We start from the raw sequence: 22149 nt of genomic DNA, 5'->3' as shown, positions 1-22149 counted from the left end.
AGGACGGAAAAACATGGGTATCTGGTCGGATCTCACGGCGCATAACGCGGCCAAGTCGGGGCGGCGCATCCTGTCGCTGTTCGACAACCCCGACCGGGCGGCGGATTTCTCGCGCCGGGTCGATGGGCTGCTGTTCGATTTCTCGAAGACCCAGATCGATGCCGGCGCCTTGTCGCTGCTGCTGGAGCTTGCGCGCGCCGCGCGCGTCGAGACGCGCCGCGATGCCATGTTCGCGGGCGAAAGGATCAACGATACCGAGGATCGTGCCGTCCTTCATACGGTCTTGCGCGCCCCCGGCGGCAGCGTGCGCGTCGATGGCGTCGATGTCGTGCCCGGCATTCTGGAGACCCGCGCGCGCATGGCCGCGTTCGCCGAGGCCGTGCGCAGCGGGGCGATCACGGGGGCCGGCGGGGCCTATACCGATGTCGTGAATATCGGCATTGGCGGCTCGGACCTGGGGCCTGCCATGGCGACGTTGGCGCTTGCGCCCTACCACGATGGCCCGCGGCTGCACTACGTCTCCAATGTAGATGGGGCGCATATAAACGACGCTTTGCAAGGCCTTGACCCAAAAACCACGTTGGTGATCGTCGCCTCCAAGACATTCACCACCATCGAGACCATGACCAATGCCGAGACGGCGCGCGCCTGGATGGCGGCCGAGGTGGCCGAGCCGGCCAGCCAGTTCGTGGCGCTGTCGTCGGCCACTGACAAGACGGCGGCCTTCGGGATCGACCCGGCGCGCGTTTTCGGCTTCGAGGATTGGGTCGGCGGGCGGTATTCGCTTTGGGGGCCGATCGGGCTGGGCCTGATGCTGGCCATTGGCCCCGCGCAGTTTGCCGAGTTTCTTTCGGGCGGCCACGCGATGGATACCCATTTCCGCGAGGCCGACATGGCCGACAACCTGCCGGTTCTGCTGGCTCTGGTGGGCATTTGGCACAACCAGGTGCAGGGGCACGCGACGCGGGCGGTTCTGCCCTATGACCAGCGGTTGTCACGCTTGCCGGCCTATCTCCAGCAGCTTGAGATGGAAAGCAACGGCAAGCGCGTGGCGATGGATGGCAGCGACCTGCAGCGCGATAGCGGCCCGATCGTCTGGGGCGAGCCGGGCACGAACGGACAGCACGCCTTCTACCAGCTGATTCACCAGGGCACGCGTATTGTGCCGTGCGAGTTTCTGGCGGCGGCCGAGGGGCACGAGCCGGGCCTTGCCCATCATCACCGGCTGCTTCTGGCCAATTGTCTGGCCCAGTCCGAGGCGCTGATGCGCGGTCGCAGCCTGGACGAGGCACGCGCGCTCATGTCGGACAAAGGTCTGTCGGGCGACGAGTTGGAACGTCAGGCCCGCCACCGCGTCTTTCCCGGCAACCGCCCCTCGACCACGTTGATGTACCGCAAGCTGACGCCCTTCGTTCTGGGTCAGATCATCGCCCTTTACGAACACCGGGTTTTTGTCGAGGGCGTGATCCTGGGGATCAATTCCTTCGATCAATGGGGTGTCGAACTGGGCAAGGAGTTGGCCAAGGCGCTCGAGCCGGTGCTGGCCGGCGATGCGGATGGCGGCGACAAGGATGGCTCCACCCGACAACTCGTCGCCTTCGCGCAAAGCTTCAGGTCAGCCGATTAAACCTCGGAAATTGCGCCATCTTCTTTCGTGAAAGCGGTGCGGCCTTCCTGGGGTATCGCATAGCGCCCCGGTCCGTCACGATCGAGCAGCACGATGATGGCCTCGCCCGCGGCCGTCTGCTTGGCGGGCCCTTGCTCGGTCGGCAGCCAGACGGCGAATTCCATCGTGAAAGAGGTGGTGCGCATGGCCCGTGTGCGCCCTGTCACGATGTAATCCATGCCCGAGAACATCTCGGCCAAGTAGTCGCAACTGGTCCTCTTGAGCACCAGGCGCGGGCTGTTCGGCCCGTAATCGGTGACCTTGCGCGCCTTTAGATACGGCAGGCGAAAACTTTCGAACCAGCGCAGATAGGCGGTGTTGTTCACGTGCCCCAGGGCGTCGATCTCGCCAAAGCGGACACGGTCGGCCAGCCCGAAGGTCCAGGGCTCGGGGATGCCCAGTGATCGCAGGGTCGGGGCGTCAAGCGGGGTGTGATAGCGCAGCATGTCCCCGATCTGCCGCGCCGCGCCGCGACAGGCAAGGTGATTTGCGCGTTTTCACCCCATGGTGTCGCGGATTGACCAGAGCCTTTCCACAGCTCTCGACACCCTAACGTCAGACCCAGACCGGAGGATGCCATGCGAACCCACGCCCAAGCCGTTGTCATCGGAGGTGGCGTGATCGGCTGCTCGATCCTCTATCACCTCGCCAAGATGGGGTGGGCCGAGGTGGTTCTGCTGGAACGTGACGAGTTGACCAGCGGCTCGACCTGGCACGCGGCGGCCAATATCCATGGCCTGCATGACAGCACCAATATCAGCCGCCTTCAGCATTACACCATGACCCTTTACAAGGAGTTGGAGGCCGAAACCGGCCAATCCTGCGGCGTGTTCCAGCCCGGATCGCTGTATCTGGCGCAGACCGAGGCCCGTGAACACCAGTTGCGCCTGCAAGAGGCCAAGGCCCGCCGCTATGGCATGAACTTCCACGAGGTCAGTCGCGATGAGGCCGAGCGCCTGCACCCGTTGGTCGATTTCGATGGCGTCCGCTGCATCATGTTCGAACCCGATGGCGGCAATGTCGACCCGTCGGGTGTGACCCATGCCTACGCCGTGGGCGCGCGCCGGCGCGGGGCCGAGATCCACCGCTTCACCCCCGTCACCGCGACCGAGGCGCAGCCGGACGGCACGTGGATCGTGCGCACGCCCAAGGGCGACATCCGCACGCCCTGGGTGGTGAATGCGGCGGGCCTTTGGGGGCGCGAGGTGGCGGCGATGGCGGGGTTGAACCTGCCGCTGATCCCGACCGAGCACCAGTATTTCGTGACCGAAACCATCGCGCAGGTCGCCGCGATGGACCGGCGTCTGCCCTCGGTCGCGGATCGTGACGGCGAGTATTACCTACGCCAGGAGGGGCAGGGCCTGCTGGTCGGCGCCTATGAGAAAGACGTGCGGTTCTGGGCCGAGGAGGGGACGCCGCATGGGTTCGGACACGAGTTGTTCCCCGACGATCTGGATCGGATCGAGGACAATATCATGCGCGCCATCGACCGGGTGCCGGTGATCGGCGAGGCCGGGATCAAGCGCGTCATCAACGGCCCGATGATCTGGTCACCGGACAGCGCGGCGCTGATGGGGCCGGTGCCGGAATTGCCCGGCTATTTCTGCTGCACCGGGATCATTCCGGGCTTTTCGCAATCGGGCGGGCTGGGCCGGCTTGCCGCCGAATGGATGGTCGAGGGCGAGCCGTCGCTCGACATGTTCGACTGGGACATGGCGCGGTTTGGGGCCTGGGCCGGCAAGGATTTCACCCGCGCGCGCGTCGGTGACCAATATGCGCATCGCTTCAAGATCCATTTTCCGGGCGAGGAACGCGGGGCCGGTCGCCCTGTGCGCACTCGGCCCGTGCACGCGCTGCAAAAGGACATGGGCGGGGTGTTCGGCCTGAACTACGGTTGGGAACATCCGCTCTACTTCGACGCCGACACGCCCGACAGCGCCGGGTTCACACGCCAGCCCTGGTGGGACAGCGGGGCCGCGAGGCGCGCGCCCTGCGCCAGACCGGCGGCATCATCGACATCTCGAATTTCGCCAAATATCGCGTGGCCGGGCCGGGGGCCGAGGACTGGCTGAATGCCGTGTTCGCAAACCGCATGCCGCGCGCCGTGGGCCGGTCGTGCCTGACGCCGCTGATCGGCAGGCGCGGCGGCATTGCCGGGGATTTCACCGTCACCCGTCTGGGGGAGGAGGAGTTCTGGGTCCTCGGCTCGGGCATGGCGGAACGCTATCACCAGCGGTTTTTCCGCGCCGTGCCACTGCCCCACGGCACGACATGCGATAGCCTGACCGAGGCGGTCTGCGGCTTCAACATCGCCGGGCCGCAGTCGCGCGCACTGCTCGCGACGCTGACCGAGGCTGACCTGGCGAACGCGGGATTTCCTTTCTTCCGCGCGCGCCGCATGACGGTCGCCGGGGTCGACTGCGTGGCGATCCGCGTCAGTTTCACCGGCGATCTGGGATGGGAACTGCACTGTGCCGTGGGCGATCAGCTTGCGCTTTACTCCGCACTCATCGACGCGGGGCGGGGTCTGGGCATCGGCCCAGTCGGCAGCCGTGCCCTCTTGAGCCTGCGGGTCGAAAAGGGCTACGGAAGCTGGGGGCGCGATTATTCCCCCGAATACTGGCCGCAGGAATGCGGGCTCGACGGTCTGATCCGCGAGGACAAGGATTTCCTCAACAAAAGCGCCTGGTTGGCGATCAAGGACAGTCCCCCGCGCGAGCGCATGGTGATGCTGGAGATCGAGGTGACCGATGCGGATGCAACGGGGGGCGAGCCGATCTTCCTGCCCGATGGCACGCCGGTTGGACAGGTCAGTTCCGGCGCCTATGGCTATTCGGTCGGCGCCTCGCTGGCCATCGCCTATCTCAAGGCGGATCACGCACGCCCCCGGCACGATGGTCGCGGTCGCGATCCTGGGCCGCCCGCACGCCGCACGCGTCCTGTCCGAGCCTCCGTTCGACCCCGACGGCATGCGGCTGCGCGATCTTCACCCAGCCGTGGAACCTGCGCAGTAGGCCCTGACGCCGGCCGAGTTGTGGAAGATCTGGAGCGGGTAACGGGAATCGAACCCGTAACTTAAGCTTGGGAAGCTCGCGTGATACCTTTTCACCATACCCGCGCTCTGAGGCGGTGGGATACTGCCCTTTCACGGGGGCCGTCAAGGGGCAGACATGCGGGATCAGCCGCGCCGCCGCCGCCGGCGCCCGCTGCCGTCGCCCCCGCCTGCCGACGCGCCGAAATGCACCTGGGGCAGGGGCGCAACCCGCGCCAGGGCCGGGAAGGGATCGGTTGCATGCGGGATCGCGTTGGCGTTCACGAAATGCTCCTGAAAGCGCGGCTCGACCGCCGTTTCGACCTTGTGAATCTTGCGCACCGTCTGCTCGATCTGGCTCCGCGCCGCGCGGTTGCAGAGCGCGATGCGCGCGCCATGGCCGGCGGCGTTTCCGGCGCTGGTCACCTTGTCCAGGGCCGCGTCGGGGATCATGCCCAGCACCATCGCGTGTTTCGGGCTGATATGCGCGCCGAAGGCCCCAGCCAGCACGATCCGCTCGACCTTGTCGACGCCGCGCTGGTCCATCAGCAGGCGGGCCCCGGCATAGAGTGCCGATTTCGCCAGCTGGATCGCCCGGATATCGCCCTGCGTCACCAGAATGCGCGGCCCGCCCTCGGCGGTCGCGTCATGCAGCAGATAGGCATAGGTCCGCCCCTGCGCCTCGCATCGCGCGCTGCCCGTCGCCTCGGGCCCGCCGATCAGGCCCGAGGGGTCGAGCAACCCGGCCATGCGCATCTCCGCCACCGCCTCGATGATGCCCGAGCCGCAGATGCCGGTGACGCCCGTGTCCATCGTGGCCGCGGCAAAGCCGGGATCGGTTGACCACAGATCGCAGCCGATCACCTTGAAACGCGGCTCTTTCGTGTCGTGGTCGATCTCCACCCGTTCGATCGCGCCGGGTGCGGCGCGTTGTCCGGCGCTGATCTGCGCCCCTTCGAAGGCCGGCCCGGTGGGCGAGGAACAGGCCAGAACGCCCTCTCTGTCGCCCAGCAGGATCTCGGCATTGGTGCCCACATCGACGATCAGGGTCAGCTCCTCGGCGCGATTGGGGGCCTCGGCCAGCGCCACGGCGGCGGCATCGGCGCCGACATGGCCCGCGATGCAAGGCAGCAGGTAGGCCTGCGCGGCGGGGGCGATCGGCGTCAGGCCCAACTCTGCGGCCGACAGGGTGACACTGCCCGCCGTCGCCAGAGCGAAAGGTGCCTGGCCAAGTTCCACCGGATCGATCCCCAGCAACAGATGGTGCATCACCGGGTTGCAGACGACGACAACCTCAAAGATCAGCGCAGGGTCGATCCCCCCCTCGGCCGCGATCTCGCCGGCCAGCGTCGCCATGGCCTCGCGCACCGCGTGGGTCATCTCGGCATCGCCGCCGGGGTTCATCATGGCGTAGGAGACCCGGCTCATCAGGTCTTCGCCAAAGCGGATCTGCGGGTTCATCAGGCCCGACGAGGCCAGAACCCGCCCATCGCCCAGGTCGCACAAATGCGCCGCGATGGTGGTCGAGCCCAGGTCGATTGCCAGCCCGTAAAGCCCGCCCTCGTGCAGCCCTGGCCAGATGTCGAGGATGACAGGCTTGTCCTGTCCGGCGGCCTGATGCAGCGCGACACTGACCTGCCAATTGCCCTTGCGCAGGGCCGGTTGAAGCTTTTGCAGGATCGAAAGCGGGGCTGTGACGCCCTCGATCTGCCACTGGTCTTTCAGGGCCTGCGCCAGACGCTCGAAATCGCCCGACGGATCATGCATGTCGGGCGCCTGCACCTCGACCATGACCAGCCGCGTGGCCGGGTCCATGGTTATGGGTCTGTTTGACGCCGCCTTGCGCACCACCTGGCGGTGAACCTGGCTTTCGGGGGGCACGTCGATGACGATATCGCCCTGCACGGTGGCCTGGCAGCCAAGCCGCCGACCGGATGTCAGCCCGCGCACGCGGTCATAGCGTTCCTCGACGGCGTTCCAGTCGCTCAGCGCGCCCTCGCGCACCGTGACGCCATGCTTGGGAAAGTCGCCGTAGGACGGCGCCACCTGGCATTTCGAACAGATCCCGCGCCCGCCACAGACCGAATCGAGATCGACGCCCAACTGTCGCGCGGCCGTCAAAACGGGGGTTCCGGCGGGAAAACGGCCGCGCTTGCCCGAGGGGGTGAAGATGACGAGAGGGTCCTGGGTCATGCCAACCTTTGTGCGGTGTCGCGCAGATAGATCGTGCCACGGCAGGGAAGAAGAATTTTCAAGAAAATTCTTCGGCCCGAATAATCTTCTTGAAGATTATTCGTCTCAGACAAGGACGCGCAGATCGGCGCGGGTGCAGATGATGATGAACTGTCCGCCGGCTTCCAGCAGGTGAAAGCCGCGGCGGCGCACCTCAAGCTCCAGCGCGTCACGTCCGATTTTCCGCTCCACATCTGCGACGCTGCGCCGAACGACGCCCCCGGTTTGCGCGGATCGGGCCGAGAAGATCTGGCTCATCCACTGGTCATTGGCAGAGAGGGGGCGCAGGCAGGTCATGGACCCGAGTTTGCCCCATCCCGGTTAACAAAGCCTTAGCCCGCACGCCGCCGTCCGCCGCGCCGTCCGCCGCGCCCGCCGCTGCTGGCCTGGGCGGCCTTGGCGGCCTCGGGAAAAGGCGTGCCCTCCTTCACGGCGTCCAGCACGCGGGCGAATGTGATCCACTTGCCGCCATTGCGGTCGTGATCCATCAGGAAATTCGCGGCGTTCACCGCCTCCATCTCGACCGAGCGGACCGGGTTCATGATCGCGCTGGTCATGCCCGCGCCGATGGCCATGGGCAGGAAGGCCGCGTTGATGCCATGGCGGTTGGGCAGGCCGAAACTGATATTCGACGCGCCGCAGGTCGTGTTCACGCCCAGTTCGCCCCGCAGACGCCCCACCAGTTCGAACACCTGCTTGCCCGCGGTCGCCATCGCGCCGATGGGCATCACAAGCGGGTCGACCACGATGTCATGGGCCGGAATGCCGAAATCGGCGGCGCGTTCGACGATCTTTTTCGCGACGGCAAAGCGCACGTCCGGGTCCTCGGAAATCCCGGTATCGTCGTTCGAGATCGCCACCACCGGCACGTTGTATTTCTTGACCAGCGGCAGGATCGTCTCCAGCCGTTCTTCCTCGCCGGTGACCGAGTTCAGCAGCGGGCGGCCATTGGCCATTTCCAGCCCGTTCTCCAACGCGCCGGGGACCGAGCTGTCGATGCACAGCGGCACGTCGACCAGCGCCTGCACCTTTTCGATCAACGCCTTCATCAACATCGGCTCGACGAAATTGTTGTCGGCGTAGCGCGGATCCTCGGCCATCTTGTTGGTGAAGACCGCGCCCGAGTTCACATCCAGCACCATCGCCCCGCAGGCGACCTGTTCCAGCGCGTCGCGCTCGACGGTCGAGAAGTCGTCCATCTCCAGTTCGGCGGCCAGTTTCTTGCGGCCGGTGGGGTTGATGCGCTCGCCGATGACGCAGAACGGCTCGTCAAAGCCGATGACGACGGTCTTGGTCGCGGATTCCAGAACGGTGCGGGTCATGTCAGGCGGTGCTTTCCGGGTGGGTGTTTGCGGGTTGCGCCGAGGGGCCGCCATTGGCGATGGCCCATTCGGCATTGGTGCGGATCCCGCCGAGCGGGAAGAAATGGATGCGCTCGATCAGGCTGTCGGGATGGGCGGCCTTGTGCGCCGCCAACGCGCGCAGGATCTCGGTCGGCTCCATCGGCTTGACCAGTTTCGTCACATCTCTGGCCCGGCGCTGCAACACGCCAAGCGAGGGGCCGACACCGCAGGCGATGGCGAACTTGATCAGGGTTTGCAGTTTCGCGGGCCCCGCGATGCCCAGGTGGATGGGCAGGTCGATCCCCTCGGCGCGCAACCGCTCGGCCCAGGCAATGACCGGGCCCGCATCGAAGGCGAACTGGGTCGCCAGCGCCATCTTGGCGTCCGTCCGCTCGGAAAACGCCTGTTTCCACCGCAGCGCATCCATCACGGCCCGGTCGCCCCCCTTGGGGTCGATGTCGCGGTTGCCCTCGGGGTGGCCCGCCACATGCAGGCGCTTGAACCCCGCCTTGTCGAAGAGGCCCGTTTCCAGAAGCTGCATCGAGCAGTGAAAGCGGCCGCGCGTTTCGGGAATGCCCCCGGCCAGGATCAGCCCCTCGGTCACGTTGGCCTCGTCCTGATACCGCGCGATCCAGTCGGAAAGGGTCTGCGCATCGGGGATCGAGCGGGCGGGGAAATGCGGCATGACCTCGAACCCGTCACGGGCGAGGCGGCGTGCGGTATGCACCATGTCCTCGATCGGGGTGCCATCGATATGGGCGATGTAGATGCGCGTACCGGCAGGCAAAAGGGCGCGGAAATCCGCCACCTTGTCGGCGGTGCGCGGCATCACCTCGATCGAATAGCCCTGCAGCAACGCTTCGAGTGACCCGGAGGCCCGAGTGACGGGATGCGCGCGGGCCGTGGGGCTGCGAAAGGACAGAAGGGCCATGAGGATCTCCCGAAATGAGGGCAAGGTCGGTCAGGTCGCCGGGGTGGTGACGGCATCCACCCCTTCGGCCGCAATCAGGCGCTTGAGGCGCGCCGCATCGTATTCGGCCTCCAGCCGCGCGGCCGTCGCGGCGGCGATCTCGTGCGGATCGCCGTCGACCTCTCCGATCTCGGCTCGGCGCCACTCGCGCAGGTAGGCGTCCTCGTCGCGGGCGCCGATCTTCATCGCGACACGGTCGATGGCCTGTTCGAAACGCTCGGGCAGCGGCGCCTTCGCACCGCGTCGGCCCTTGCCCACGATCACCTGGGCGGGGATGTCGCGCCAATAGACGAGCGTGACGACGGGCATTCGGATCTCCTGTTCGCGTGTGGTGGTCCTGCGTATCCGACCCCAGAGTATGACCGATGCGCGGCGGCCCCGGTGCCAATTTCGACATCGTGCCGCCCGTGAGCGACCAAGTTCGTGATTTTCCGCCGTCGCGCCTTGGTGGAAAGGACGCAGCGCAGTCATGCGGGTGTCGAACAGGGTCGGGCAGCATCCCCTCGGGGCCCAATGACCGGGCACGCATGCGCGGACGCGCCAGATGCCGGGCTGCGCCGGTCGGTGCGGCCGGGGTGTCGGCGAGGACATGTTGTGTCATGGCGAGCACATGGCTAGGATCGACATAACCAACCAGATTTCGGAGGCGCCCCATGTCGCGCAAGCGATCCCGAGGTGCCGGCCCGTTCCCCAGACCCGTCGCAACGGTCACGCCGCCCGCGACCCCGCCTGTCGAACGTCGACCTGCACCCGCCCCCCGCCCGGACCCGGCGGACCTTTATGCCGCGCTGGATCTCGGGACCAATTCCTGCCGGATGCTGATCGCCCAGCCCAAGGGCAATCAGTTGCATGTCGTCGACAGCTTTTCCAAGAGCGTTCAACTGGGGCAGGGGCTGGAGGCCTCGGGCCGGCTCTCGCGCGCGTCGATGGCGCGGGCCGTGGGGGCGCTCAAGATCTGTCACAAGAAGCTGGCCAAACACCGCGTGGAGCGGATGCGCCTCGTGGCGACCGAGGCGTGCCGGCGCGCCAGCAACGCCGCCGAGTTCATCGACCTGGTGAAACGCGACACCGGACTGGCCCTGGAAATCATCCAGCCCGAGGAAGAGGCGCGGCTTGCCGTGGTGTCCTGTGCGCCTCTGGTCTCGACCCGGACCGAGCAATTGCTGGTGGTCGATATCGGCGGCGGATCGACGGAACTGGTCTGGATCGACCTCAGCCGGGTGCCGCGCCTGGAACGCCCCCGCGCGATCATGCGCCTGCACCAGGGCTTCGACAACGCGGATTCGATCTTTCCGCGCGCCAAGGTGGTGGACTGGATCTCGATCCCATTGGGGGTGGCGACACTCAAGGACATGTATCGCGACGTGACCGACGATGGTGCGCGCTTTGCATTGATGAGCTGGTTTTTCGAAGAGCAACTGGCCGAGTTTTCCCCCTATGACGACGCCGCCGAACAGGCGCGTGACGGGTTCCAGATCATCGGGACCAGCGGCACCGTGACCACGGTGGCGGCCAGTCATCTGGGCCTGCGCAGATACGATCGCAACAAGGTCGATGGTTTGCGCATGACCTCGGACCAGATCGACATGGTGATCAATCAGTATCTCGCCCTCGGGCCGGATGGGCGCCGCCGCGACCCTCGGATCGGACGGGATCGCCAGACCCTGATCATGTCGGGCGCGGCGATCCTGCAGGCGTTGCTCAGGGCGTGGCCGACCGATCGATTGAGCGTGGCCGATCGTGGCCTGCGCGAAGGGCTGCTCTATGCGCAGATGTCGGCCGATGGCGTGTTGGAGGATGGGCCGTTCTGACACCCGAGGGATTGCGCCGGCTTTGCCGTCGCCCGGGAAAAGCGCCGCAAGGGGCATCGAGCCCCTTGCGGCGCTTGCGCGCTCCGCGCGGGCATATTTATTGGATAAAGATTGGAACTGGGGATGCGCCCGGCAGGGCGTGTCGCGGGAAAGGGCAACGGCATGCCGAAGAAGACCACGAGCGGGCGCGGGCAGCGCGATTTGCGGGTGAAGGTGAAGACGGCGCGCGGACGCAAGCTGTCTTCGACCCGTTGGCTGGAGCGGCAGTTGAATGACCCTTACGTCGCACGCGCCAAGCGCGAGGGCTATCGTGGGCGGGCGGCGTTCAAGATCCTCGAACTGGACGACAAGTACCGCTTTCTCGTTCCCGGCGCGCGGGTGGTCGATCTCGGCTGCGCCCCCGGCGGCTGGTGCCAGGTCGCGGTGCCCCGGATCAATGCACTGGGGGACAAACCCGGCAAGGCGGTGGGGCGGATCATCGGCGTCGATCTGCAGGAGGTCGAGCCCATCGCCGGGGCCGAACTGCATGTCCTCGATTTCATGGAAGAGGGCGCCGACGACAAGGTCAAGGCCTGGCTCGGGGGCAAGGCCGACGTGGTGATGAGCGATATGGCCGCCGCATCCTCGGGGCACAAGCAGACGGACCACCTGCGCATCATCGCCCTGTGCGAGGCCGCCGCCGAGCTGGCCTTCGACGTTCTCGAGGAGGGTGGCACCTTCGTGGCCAAGGTCCTGGCCGGGGGGGCCGAAGGGGGGCTGCAGACCCTGCTCAAACAGCGGTTCGACGAGGTGGCCAATGTCAAACCGGGCGCCTCGCGCGCGGACAGTTCCGAGAAATTCGTGGTCGCAACCGGCTTTCGCGGCTGATTGCCTGGCCGGTCCTGCGATCTTTATCCCAGGAAAATGCCCGCCGGAGGCACCAGCGCCGCAAGGGGCTCGATGCCCCTTGCGGCGCTTGGCCCGGGCGGCGTGCAGGGCACGGCGCAGCCGCCCGGCCCGCGCGCCGGCGGTCGCGGCCCATATTTGGCTCTTTCCCTCGCGTCCACCACATGAGATAGGGACGTGCCAACACGAACCCTCCCAGGAGATGCCCGATGGAGATTCGCGAGGCCCTCACCTTCGATGACGTTCTGCTGGTTCCGGGGGCAAGCTCGGTCCTGCCTTCCGACGCCGATACGCGCACCCGTGTGACCCGGGCGATCAAGCTCAACATCCCGCTGTTGTCCTCGGCGATGGATACGGTCACCGAAAGCCGCATGGCGATTGCCATGGCGCAGGCCGGCGGCATGGGCGTGATCCACCGCAATCTCGATATCGAGGCGCAGGCCCGCGAGGTGCGTCGCGTCAAACGCTTTGAAAGCGGCATCGTCTACAACCCCGTCACCCTGCGCCCCGATCAGACGTTGGCCGATGCCAAGGCGCTGATCGAGCGTTACAATTTCACGGGCTTTCCGGTCGTGGACGACAAGGGGCATGTCGTGGGCATCGTCACCAATCGCGACATGCGCTTCGCGACCTCCGACGACACGCCGGTGCGGGTGATGATGACCTCGAACGATCTGGCCATGCTGCGCGAGCCGGCCGAACTGGAAGAGGCCAAGAACCTGATGAAGGCGCGCCGGATCGAGAAACTGCTGGTCGTGGACGCGGCGGGCAAGTTGACGGGCCTGTTGACGCTGAAGGATACCGAACAGGCCGTGTTGAACCCGCAGGCCTGCAAGGACGAGCTTGGGCGCTTGCGCGTGGCCGCCGCCACCACCGTGGGCGACGCCGGCTTCGAGCGGTCCGAGGCGCTGATCGACGCGGGCTGCGACCTGATCGTGATCGACACGGCCCATGGCCATTCCGAAGGCGTCGGCGCGGCCGTCAAGCGGGTGAAAAGCCTGTCGAACGCGGTGCAGGTCGTCGCCGGCAATGTCGCCACCCATGATGCCACGCGGGCGCTGATCGACGCGGGCGCGGACGCGGTCAAGGTGGGGATCGGGCCGGGGTCCATCTGCACCACGCGGGTGGTGGCCGGCGTCGGCGTGCCGCAACTGACCGCGATCATGGATTGCGCGCGGGCCGCCGCCGACAGCGACACGCCGATCATCGCCGATGGCGGCATCAAGTTTTCCGGCGATTTCGCCAAGGCGATCGCGGCGGGCGCGCATTGTGCCATGGTGGGCAGCATGATCGCGGGCACCGACGAAAGCCCCGGCGAGGTCATTTTGTATCAGGGCCGGTCCTTCAAATCCTATCGCGGGATGGGCAGCCTCGGCGCCATGGCGCGCGGTTCGGCCGACCGCTATTTCCAGAAGGATGCCGCCAGCGACAAGCTGGTGCCCGAAGGGATCGAGGGGCAGGTGCCCTACAAGGGCGGTGCGGGGGCCGTCATTCACCAGATGATCGGCGGCCTGCGGGCGGCGATGGGCTATACCGGCCACGCCACCGTCGACAGCATGCGGGGCCAGTGCCAGTTCGTGCGGATCACGGGCGCCGGGTTGAAGGAGTCGCATGTCCATGACGTGCAGATCACCCGCGAAAGCCCGAATTACCGAGGAAGCTGACGGCGGTGCGATGCGCATCTGACGAGGGGGGGGCATGACCCCGGCGGCCCGCGTCGCGGCGGCGATCGCTGTGCTGGACGACTGGCGCGACGGGATGGCGGCGGAACAGGCGCTGACCCGCTGGGCGCGCGGCGCGCGCTATGCCGGGTCCAAGGATCGCGCGGCGGTGCGCGATCATGTCTATGACGTGCTGCGACGCGCCGAAAGCTGCGCCCGGATGGGCGGGGGCCGCACCGGTCGCGCGCTGCTGCTGGGGCTCTTGCAATTGCAGGGGGCTGATCCGGCCCAGGTCTTCACCGGGCTGGGCCATGCCCCGCCGCCTTTGACCGCGGCCGAGGCCGCGCCCCCCGCCGCGCCACCGCCCGCCGATTGCGATGTGCCAGCCTGGTTGCGCGCCCCCCTCGCGGCGGCGGTCGACGCGCCCGATGCGCTGTTTGCAAGCTTTTCCGAGCGGGCCCCCCTGTGGCTGCGGGTCAACCGGCGACGCGGCACGCCGGCCGAGGTGATCGCATCGCTGGCGTCGGACGGGGTGGCGGCGCGGGCCACGCCGCTTTGTGCCACCGCGCTCGAGGTCACCGAGGGCGCCCGCGCCCTGCGCCGTGCGGCGGCCTATCTCGGGGGGCAGGTCGAACCGCAGGATCTGTCTGTGCAACGCGCGATCGCGCGCGTCGATTGGCCGAAAACCGGTCGGATTCTCGATTATTGCGCCGGCGGCGGGGGCAAGGCGCTGGCGCTGGCCGATCGCAGCGCGGCCCGTCTTTTTGCCCATGACGCCGATCCACGGCGCATGGCCGACCTTGGCCCGAGGGCCGAACGGGCGGGGGTCGAGATCGTGCAGCTGGCCACGTCCGATCTACAGCGGGTCGGCCCCTTCGATGCGGTTCTGTGCGACGTGCCCTGTTCGGGCTCGGGCACTTGGCGGCGCGACCCCGAGGCCAAGTGGCGCCTGACGCCCGCGCGGCTGGACAAGCTCAAGGCCACGCAGGATGCCATTCTCGACGCCGCGGTCCCCATGGTGCGCCCCGGCGGGCATCTCGTCTACATGACCTGCTCGCTGCTTGAGGTGGAAAACCAGGCCCGGATCGCCGCCTTTCTGGCGCGACATCCGGGCTGGGCCCTGCGGCATCAGGCCCTCGACACCCCGCTTACAGCGTCGGACGGGTTTTTCTGCGCCCTCCTGACGCGGTCAGAGTGATAGCGGCCCCCATGGGCCGTTTTTTGCGTGCCCGCCACCTTTTTTGCGGCATTTTAGGTTTTGTTTAACCAATTCACGCTCGAATGCCGGGATGGGCATGCTGGTATGCGCGCAGAACAGGAGCAGCCGCAGATGGAGGCCGAGGGGAGCGACAAGGCGCAAGGGGGCAGGCTGGCGGCAAGGCCGGCCGACGGGCCGCGGCCGCGTCGCCTGGCCGGCCCAGTCGTCGGCATCGCGCGGCAGCCTGCGCTGATCCTGGTGCTTGGCTGTATTGCGGCCGTCGCGGCCTGGCTCGCGCCGCGCGCCGCGCAGCAATTCGCCCTGCTGGCCGTGGCGGGGGGGCTGTTTTCAGTCTCGGCGGTGCTGCTGATCCACGATGCGTTTCTGCGGTACCGGCGCCGGAGCGATCTTCGCCTGGCCATGCGCCTGTCCCAGCATGATCCGTCGCCTTGCGTGCTGGCCGACCCGTCGGGCGCCATCGTCATCGGCAACCCGGCGGCCGAACGGCGTCTGGCCCTACGCGTCGGTCAGCCGGTGGCGCAGGCCGTGACCGCGCTTGTGCCCAATGCATCGGCGGTGACCTTCCGGCTGGTTTCGGGGCTGGCGCGGCGGCCCTCCTGTTCGGAAACCGTCATCACGCCCCGCGGGCCCGTCCGCCTGAGCGTGCAGCAGGTTCCGGGCGGGGCCCTGTGGCGGGTCGACGACCTCGCCGAGACCGCCACCCGCGCCGGCGCGGGCATCGGCCTGCCGATGATGATCGTCAGCCAGAACGACACGATCCTGACGATGAACGAAGCCATGCGCGAGGTGCTGGGCGCGCGGGCCACCCGGCTCGAGGATCTGTTTCCGGCCTTGCCCCTGGTTGCGGGGCGGCGGACCCGCATGCGCGGGGCCGAGGGCTTGATCGAGGTGATCCCGATCGTCGTCAACGCGCGCGACGGGCGGCGCGAGATCTACACCGTGCCGGGTCTGGCCGAACCCCCGGCGGCCTCGGTCGCCGCGCGCGCCTTCGAGGCGCTGCCGGTCGCGTTGCTGCATATCGGGTCCGAGGGGCAGGTGCTGGCCTGGAACCCGCATGCCCAGACGCTCCTGGGGGTCTCACCGCAGGATCTCGGGCCGCTGTCGCATTTCGTCGAAGGCTTGGGGCGCCCGGTGCAGGACTGGGTGTCCGACACCCTGGCCGAACGGGTGAAACCCCGGCCCGAGGTCGTGCGCGCGCGCCGGCGCGACGACGAATGCTTCCTGCAGATCTCGCTGTCGCGCATCACCGATGCAACCGGGCCGTCGCTATTGGCGGTGTTGCATGACGCCACCGAGTTGAAGACGCTCGAACAGCAATTCGTCCAGAGCCAGAAGATGCAGGCCATTGGCGAGTTGGCCGGGGGGATCGCCCATGATTTCAACAACCTGCTGACCGCCATCACCGGCTATTGCGACCTGCTTCTGTTGCGGCACGACCAAGGCGATCCCGATTACGGCGATCTCGTCCAGATCAATCAGAATGCCAATCGCGCCGCCAGCCTGGTGGGGCAATTGCTGGCCTTTTCGCGCAAGCAGACCCTGGAGCCCGAGGTGCTCGACCTGCGCGACACGATGGGCGAGTTGACCCATCTGCTGAACCGCCTGGTCGGCGAGAAGGTCACCCTGACCCTCAGCCACGATCCCGGCCTGTTGCCCGTGCGGGTGGACCGGCGGCAACTGGACCAGGTGCTGATGAACCTGGTGGTCAATGCCCGCGATGCGATGGCCGAGGGCGGTGAGATCCGGGTCGAGACCCGCGTCGTGCGCCTGGGCGAGCCGCTGCACCGCGATCAGGCCATCGTCCCGATCGGCCAATACGTCACCATTCGCGTCCGCGACCAGGGCCATGGCATCCCGCCGGACAAGCTGGACCGGATTTTCGAGCCCTTTTTCACCACCAAACGCGTGGGCGAGGGGACGGGGCTGGGCCTCTCGATGGCCTATGGGATCATCAAGCAGACCGGGGGATATATCTTCGTGGACAGCGTGGTGAATGCGGGCACCACCTTTACCATCTACATCCCCGCCTACGACCTGCCCGACAGTGCCGCCTCCGCCGTGCCCGAGCCGGATTCGGCCGAGCGGATCGCCGAAAGGCTGGCCGCCGAAACGGCCGCCGCGGCGCCACGGATCGCGCCGCCCGCACACGATGACGCGCCGCATGCCGACGCGCCCGACGACCCCGCGTGCGATCGGCCCGCGCCGCAACCCTCGCAGCCCGCCGCAGAGGCACAGGCGTCACCGCCCCCTCCCGCCGCACCGGCCCAGAGCGATCCGGGCGACCGGGTCGTGCTGCTGGTCGAGGACGAGGCCCCGGTCAGGGCCTTTGCGTCGCGCGCCTTGCGTCTGCGCGGCTATACCGTGCTCGAGGCCGAAAGCGCCGAGGATGCCTTGGCCGTGCTGGATCGCACCGAGCACGAGATCGACCTTTTCGTCACCGATGTGGTGATGCCGGGGCGCGATGGCCCGTCCTGGGTGCGCGAGGCGCTCGGCGCCTATCCCGACGTGAAGGTCGTCTTCGTCTCGGGCTATTCCGAGGATGCCATCGACGAGATGTCGATGGGCATTCCGAATTCCGTCTTCCTGCCCAAACCCTTCACCCTCTCGGAACTGACCGAGACGGTGCGGCGACAACTCCCCTAACGGCCGAGCTGCAGCCGGCCGTCACACAGAGCGTCCCAAAGGGCGAATTCCTCGGACGCGTCGCGTCGCAGCCGCGCCTCGGTTTGCGGGCTCAACCCGGGGGCGCCATTGGGCGAGACGTTGCGCGATGGCAGATCGAGCGACACCGACAGACGATCCTCGAGAAAGGCCACGACATCCCCCATCCGGTCATGGCGAAACAGATGATCGACCCCGACGGCCCCGTCTTCATAGTCGAGAAACCGCGACTGTCGCCCGACACGCGCGGGTTCCGACGGCGCGTCTCTCAGCCAGTCTTCGACGAAGGCGTCGAAACCGAGGCCCGCGGTCGAGGTCGGCGCGCCAGCGATCGCATCGCGCGCGCGGTAGCGATACCAGCTCGACAGCCAGTCGACCGGCTCGCGCATCACCGCCACCAGATCCAGCGGGCGGCTGCCGCGATGCTCGAAGAACCGCGCCAGCTGGTTGCGGTAGCGGCGCACCGTGCAGTGCTTCATCTGCGGCGGGTTCACAATGGCGGCGTCGGCATGGGGTAAAAGCGCCTCTTCCAGGGCCGTCGTCCCGGTTTTGGGCACGGCCATCAGCACCAGTTTCGCCTTCCAGAAGATCAGCATTTCCAGCCCTTTGCGAAAAAACCTGCGCCGCTAACCCTTTCTTAACGCCTCCACGCGATCTTGGGGACAAGGAAAATTCACCTTGAAATGTTCGCGTTTTGTTTGATACTCGAAATCGGAACAAGAGGTGAACAAGAGCACTGCATTGCCGCCCCGGCGGCTGCATGACATAAGGGGTCAACTGACATGGCAATGGCGAACCTTCTCGACATGACCGACCGCAAATCCGCCGACAAGCAAAAGGCGCTCGACAGCGCCCTGGCCCAGATCGAACGCCAGTTCGGCAAGGGCTCGATCATGAAGCTGGGTGGCGACAACGCCATGCCCGATATCGAGGCGACCTCGACCGGCTCGTTGGGGCTGGATATCGCGCTCGGCATCGGCGGCCTGCCCAAGGGACGGATCATCGAGATTTATGGCCCCGAAAGCTCGGGCAAGACGACGCTGACGCTGCATGTCGTGGCCGAGGAACAGAAAAAGGGCGGGGTCTGCGCCTTTGTCGATGCCGAACACGCGCTCGATCCGCAATACGCCAAGAAGCTCGGCGTCGATCTGGACGAGTTGTTGATCTCGCAGCCCGATACGGGCGAGCAGGCGCTCGAGATCACCGACACGCTGGTGCGCTCGGGCGCGGTCAGCCTGGTGGTGGTCGATTCGGTCGCCGCCCTGACGCCCAAATCCGAGCTTGAGGGCGACATGGGCGACAGCAGCGTGGGCGTACATGCCCGCCTGATGAGCCAGGCCATGCGCAAGCTGACCGGCTCGATCGCGCGCTCGAACTGCATGGTGATCTTCATCAACCAGATCCGCATGAAGATCGGCGTCATGTTCGGCAGCCCCGAGACGACCACGGGCGGCAACGCGCTGAAATTCTACTCGTCCGTGCGTCTCGACATCCGCCGCATCGGCTCGATCAAGGATCGTGACGAGGTGGTCGGCAATGCCACCCGCGTCAAGGTCGTCAAGAACAAGGTCGCGCCGCCCTTCAAGCAGGTGGAATTCGACATCATGTATGGCGAAGGCATCTCGAAAATGGGCGAATTGCTGGACCTGGGGGTCAAGGCCGGTGTCGTCGCGAAATCCGGCAGCTGGTTCTCGTACGGCGACGAGCGGATCGGCCAGGGGCGGGAAAACGCCAAGACCTTCCTGCGCGAGAACAGCGACATCGCGCTGGCCATCGAAGACAAGATCCGCGCCGCCCATGGCCTCGACTTTCACATGGCCGAGGATGATCCGGACATGGTTGAGGACGGCTGAACGCCGCGTGATCCGAATAATCGAGGGGCGGTCCGGCGGGCCGCCCTTTTTGCTTGATCCCCTCGCGATCCCACCCGCCCCATGGACAGCACGCATGGGCGGGGTTACATCAGCCCGGACCTGCCGAAACCTGCCCGGAAGTGACCGCCCGACATGGCCAGCCTGAACGATATCCGCTCCACCTTCCTCGACTATTTCCGCCGCAATGGCCACGAGGTCGTCGACAGCTCGCCGCTTGTGCCGCGCAACGACCCGACGCTGATGTTCACCAACTCGGGCATGGTGCAGTTCAAGAACCTCTTCACCGGGGTCGAACACCGCGACTACAGCCGCGCGGCTACCAGCCAGAAATGCGTGCGCGCCGGCGGCAAGCATAACGATCTCGACAATGTGGGCTACACCGCGCGGCACCACACGTTTTTCGAGATGCTGGGGAATTTCTCCTTCGGGGACTACTTCAAGGATCAGGCCATCCCCTATGCGTGGGAATTGCTGACCCGCGATTTCGACATCCCCAAGGACAAGTTGCTGGTCACGGTTTACCACACTGATGACGAGGCGGCGGAGATCTGGAAAAAGGTCGCGGGCCTGCCGGACGAGCGGATCATCCGCATCCCGACCTCGGACAATTTCTGGCAGATGGGCCCGACCGGCCCCTGTGGCCCCTGCACCGAGATTTTCTTCGACCATGGCGAGCAGATCTGGGGCGGCCCGCCGGGCAGCCCCGAGGAAGACGGCGACCGCTTCATCGAGATCTGGAATATCGTCTTCATGCAGAACGAGCAGTTCGAAGACGGCTCGATGCGCGCGCTCGACATGCAGTCGATCGACACCGGCATGGGGCTGGAACGGATCGGCGCGCTGTTGCAGGGCAAGCACGACAATTATGACACCGACCTGATGCGCTCGCTGATCGAGGCCAGCGCCAACGCCACCAGCGTTGATCCTGACGGGCCGAAGAACGTGCATCACCGCGTGATCGCGGACCATTTGCGCTCGACCTCGTTCCTGATCGCCGATGGCGTGATGCCCAGCAATGACGGGCGCGGATACGTGCTGCGCCGGATCATGCGCCGCGCGATGCGGCATGCGCATCTGCTGGGCGCGCAGGACCCGCTGATGTATCGCCTCGTGCCCGCGCTGGTCAGCCAGATGGGGCAGGCCTATCCCGAGCTGGGGCGCGCGCAGGCGCTGATCACCGAGACGCTGAAACTGGAAGAGGAACGGTTCCGCCAGACGCTGGAGCGCGGATTGCGCCTGCTGGAAGACGAGGTGCAAGACCTGCCCGAGGGCGCGGCGCTGCCGGGCGATGCGGCGTTCAAGCTTTATGACACGTATGGCTTCCCGCTCGACCTGACGCAGGATGCACTGCGCGAACAGGGCCGCACGGTCGACACCGACGGCTTCGACGCCGCCATGGCCGAGCAGAAGGCCAAGGCGCGTGCGGCGTGGTCCGGCTCGGGCGAGCAGGCCGATGCCGCGATATGGTACGATCTGGCCGAGGATCACGGCGCGACCGAGTTCCTGGGCTACGACACCGAAAAGGCCGAGGGCGTCGTGCTGGCGCTGGTCAAGGATGGGGCGCAGGCCGAACGTGCGGCCAAGGGCGACACGATGGCCATCGTCGTGAACCAGACGCCGTTTTACGCAGAGGCCGGGGGGCAGGTCGGCGATACCGGCACGCTGAGGACCGAAACGGGCCGCGCGCGGATCACCGATACCAAGAAGGTCGCGGGCGTGTTCCTGCATATGGCCGAGGTCGAAGAGGGTGAGATCAGCGCCACTCAACCCGCCGAGTTGGAGGTCGATCACACCCGTCGCACCACGATCCGCGCGAACCATTCGGCCACGCACCTGCTGCACGAGGCGCTGCGCCGCGCGCTTGGGGATCACGTCGCGCAACGCGGATCGCTCAATGCGCCGGATCGGCTGCGGTTTGATTTCAGCCATGGCAAGGCGCTCAGCCCCGAAGAGATCGACCGCGTCGAAGAAGAGGTCAACGCCTTCATCCGCCAGAACGCCGCCGTGGAGACGCGGATCATGACACCTGACGCGGCGCGTGACCTGGGGGCGCAGGCGCTCTTTGGCGAAAAATACGGCGACGAGGTGCGCGTCGTGTCGATGGGCACGCTGTTCGGTTCGGGCAAGGGGACGGATGGCAGGACCTACTCGCTTGAGCTCTGCGGTGGTACCCATGTGCGCCAGACGGGCGATATCGGCGTCTTCGTGGCGCTTGGCGACAGCGCCTCGAGCGCGGGGGTGCGCCGGATCGAGGCGCTGACCGGCGAGGCGGCCTTTGCCTATCTCAGCGAGCAGGACCGGCGCATGGGGGCGCTGGCGGCCGAGCTGAACACCCAGCCGGGCGAGGTACTGGACCGGGTGCAGGCCCTCAAGGACGAGCGGCGCAAGCTGGAAAACGAGGTCGCGCAGTTGCGGCGGCAACTGGCCATGGCCGGCGGTGGCGCCGCGGAGGCGCCGAAAGCCCGCGAGGTGAACGGCATCGCCTTTCACGCGCAGCTGCTGTCGGGTGTGACGGGCAAGGACCTGGCCGGGATCATCGACGAGCACAAGGCGCAGATGGGATCCGGCGCGGTGCTGCTGATCGCGGATACGGGCGGCAAGGCCGCCGTGGCCGCGGGCGTGACCGGCGATCTGGTCGCGCGGGTTTCGGCCGTGGACCTGGTGCGCGCCGCCGTCGAGAAACTGGGCGGCAAGGGCGGCGGTGGCCGGCCCGATTTCGCGCAGGGCGGCGGCAAGGATGCCGGCGCCTCGGACGCGGCCATCGCGGCCGCGGAAACCGTGTTGAAGGAGGCCTGA

15 protein-coding genes, 1 tRNA gene and 1 pseudogene are annotated in these 22149 nt (G+C 66.8%); 9 read left to right on the top strand and 8 right to left on the bottom strand.

Annotated elements, in window-relative coordinates:
• The first annotated feature begins 13 nt into the window (after positions 1-13).
• Positions 14-1627, top strand: coding sequence for a glucose-6-phosphate isomerase (pgi, locus tag ROSELON_RS14215; RefSeq protein ID WP_025313003.1), 1614 nt, complete (start codon positions 14-16; stop codon positions 1625-1627).
• Here the strand turns inward: pgi and ROSELON_RS14210 are convergent.
• The gene (locus ROSELON_RS14210; protein ID WP_025313002.1) at positions 1624-2112 is read right to left on the bottom strand and encodes an acyl-CoA thioesterase; all 489 of its coding nucleotides are present in this window, start codon (positions 2110-2112) and stop codon (positions 1624-1626) included. The genes pgi and ROSELON_RS14210 overlap by 4 nt on opposite strands.
• A 132-nt stretch (positions 2113-2244) precedes the next feature.
• Between ROSELON_RS14210 and ROSELON_RS14205 the strand changes: the two are divergent.
• Positions 2245-4680, top strand: a pseudogene (locus ROSELON_RS14205) (GcvT family protein).
• 30 nt (positions 4681-4710) lie between these two features.
• On the opposite strand, the gene ROSELON_RS14200 reads toward ROSELON_RS14205, so the two are convergent.
• From ROSELON_RS14200 to ROSELON_RS14175, 6 genes are all read right to left on the bottom strand, one after another.
• A tRNA-Gly gene (locus tag ROSELON_RS14200) sits at positions 4711-4784 on the bottom strand.
• Positions 4785-4844: 60 nt separating this feature from the next.
• Complete coding sequence (locus ROSELON_RS14195) at positions 4845-6890, bottom strand: ASKHA domain-containing protein (RefSeq protein ID WP_025313001.1); 2046 nt, start codon at positions 6888-6890, stop codon at positions 4845-4847.
• 105 nt (positions 6891-6995) lie between these two features.
• Entirely contained in the window at positions 6996-7187 is a 192-nt protein-coding gene (locus ROSELON_RS14190) for a hypothetical protein (protein WP_245605352.1), read from the bottom strand.
• 74 nt (positions 7188-7261) lie between these two features.
• Positions 7262-8251: a methyltetrahydrofolate cobalamin methyltransferase gene (locus ROSELON_RS14185; RefSeq protein WP_025312999.1), complete on the bottom strand. Its 990-nt coding sequence runs from the start codon at positions 8249-8251 to the stop codon at positions 7262-7264.
• Position 8252: 1 nt separating this feature from the next.
• Positions 8253-9203: a methylenetetrahydrofolate reductase gene (locus ROSELON_RS14180; protein ID WP_025312998.1), complete on the bottom strand. Its 951-nt coding sequence runs from the start codon at positions 9201-9203 to the stop codon at positions 8253-8255.
• A 30-nt stretch (positions 9204-9233) separates the two neighbouring features.
• Positions 9234-9551, bottom strand: a complete 318-nt coding sequence (locus ROSELON_RS14175) for a virulence factor (RefSeq protein ID WP_025312997.1) — start codon at positions 9549-9551, stop codon at positions 9234-9236.
• Between the two features lie 344 nt (positions 9552-9895).
• Here ROSELON_RS14175 and ROSELON_RS14170 point away from each other — a divergent pair, with 344 nt between their 5' ends.
• The 5 genes from ROSELON_RS14170 (at position 9896) to ROSELON_RS14150 (ending at position 17461) form a co-directional block, all read left to right on the top strand.
• Positions 9896-11053 carry a Ppx/GppA phosphatase family protein gene (locus tag ROSELON_RS14170; protein WP_025312996.1) on the top strand — a complete coding sequence of 386 codons (1158 nt, stop codon included), beginning with the start codon at positions 9896-9898 and terminating at the stop codon, positions 11051-11053.
• A gap of 162 nt (positions 11054-11215) precedes the next feature.
• A complete protein-coding gene (locus tag ROSELON_RS14165; RefSeq protein WP_025312995.1) occupies positions 11216-11920 on the top strand; it encodes an RlmE family RNA methyltransferase in 705 nt (234 codons plus the stop codon).
• Positions 11921-12147: 227 nt separating this feature from the next.
• Positions 12148-13602, top strand: a complete 1455-nt coding sequence (guaB, locus tag ROSELON_RS14160) for an IMP dehydrogenase (RefSeq protein ID WP_025312994.1) — start codon at positions 12148-12150, stop codon at positions 13600-13602.
• Between the two features lie 34 nt (positions 13603-13636).
• Positions 13637-14797, top strand: a complete 1161-nt coding sequence (locus ROSELON_RS14155; protein WP_025312993.1) for an RsmB/NOP family class I SAM-dependent RNA methyltransferase — start codon at positions 13637-13639, stop codon at positions 14795-14797.
• A gap of 105 nt (positions 14798-14902) precedes the next feature.
• A complete protein-coding gene (locus ROSELON_RS14150) occupies positions 14903-17461 on the top strand; it encodes an ATP-binding protein (protein ID WP_025312992.1) in 2559 nt (852 codons plus the stop codon).
• Here ROSELON_RS14150 and ROSELON_RS14145 read toward each other — a convergent pair.
• Positions 17458-18075, bottom strand: coding sequence for a hypothetical protein (locus ROSELON_RS14145; RefSeq protein ID WP_025312991.1), 618 nt, complete (start codon positions 18073-18075; stop codon positions 17458-17460). The two genes, ROSELON_RS14150 and ROSELON_RS14145, sit on opposite strands and share 4 nt — an antisense overlap.
• A gap of 186 nt (positions 18076-18261) precedes the next feature.
• Between ROSELON_RS14145 and recA the strand changes: the two genes are divergently transcribed.
• On the top strand, positions 18262-19332 hold the full coding sequence (recA, locus tag ROSELON_RS14140) for a recombinase RecA (protein WP_025312990.1): 1071 nt from the start codon (positions 18262-18264) through the stop codon (positions 19330-19332).
• A gap of 153 nt (positions 19333-19485) precedes the next feature.
• Positions 19486-22149 carry an alanine--tRNA ligase gene (gene alaS, locus ROSELON_RS14135; protein WP_025312989.1) on the top strand — a complete coding sequence of 888 codons (2664 nt, stop codon included), beginning with the start codon at positions 19486-19488 and terminating at the stop codon, positions 22147-22149.

This window comes from Roseibacterium elongatum DSM 19469, from assembly GCF_000590925.1.
Lineage (GTDB): Bacteria > Pseudomonadota > Alphaproteobacteria > Rhodobacterales > Rhodobacteraceae > Roseibacterium > Roseibacterium elongatum.
This window is presented reverse-complemented; position numbering and strand designations above follow the sequence as displayed.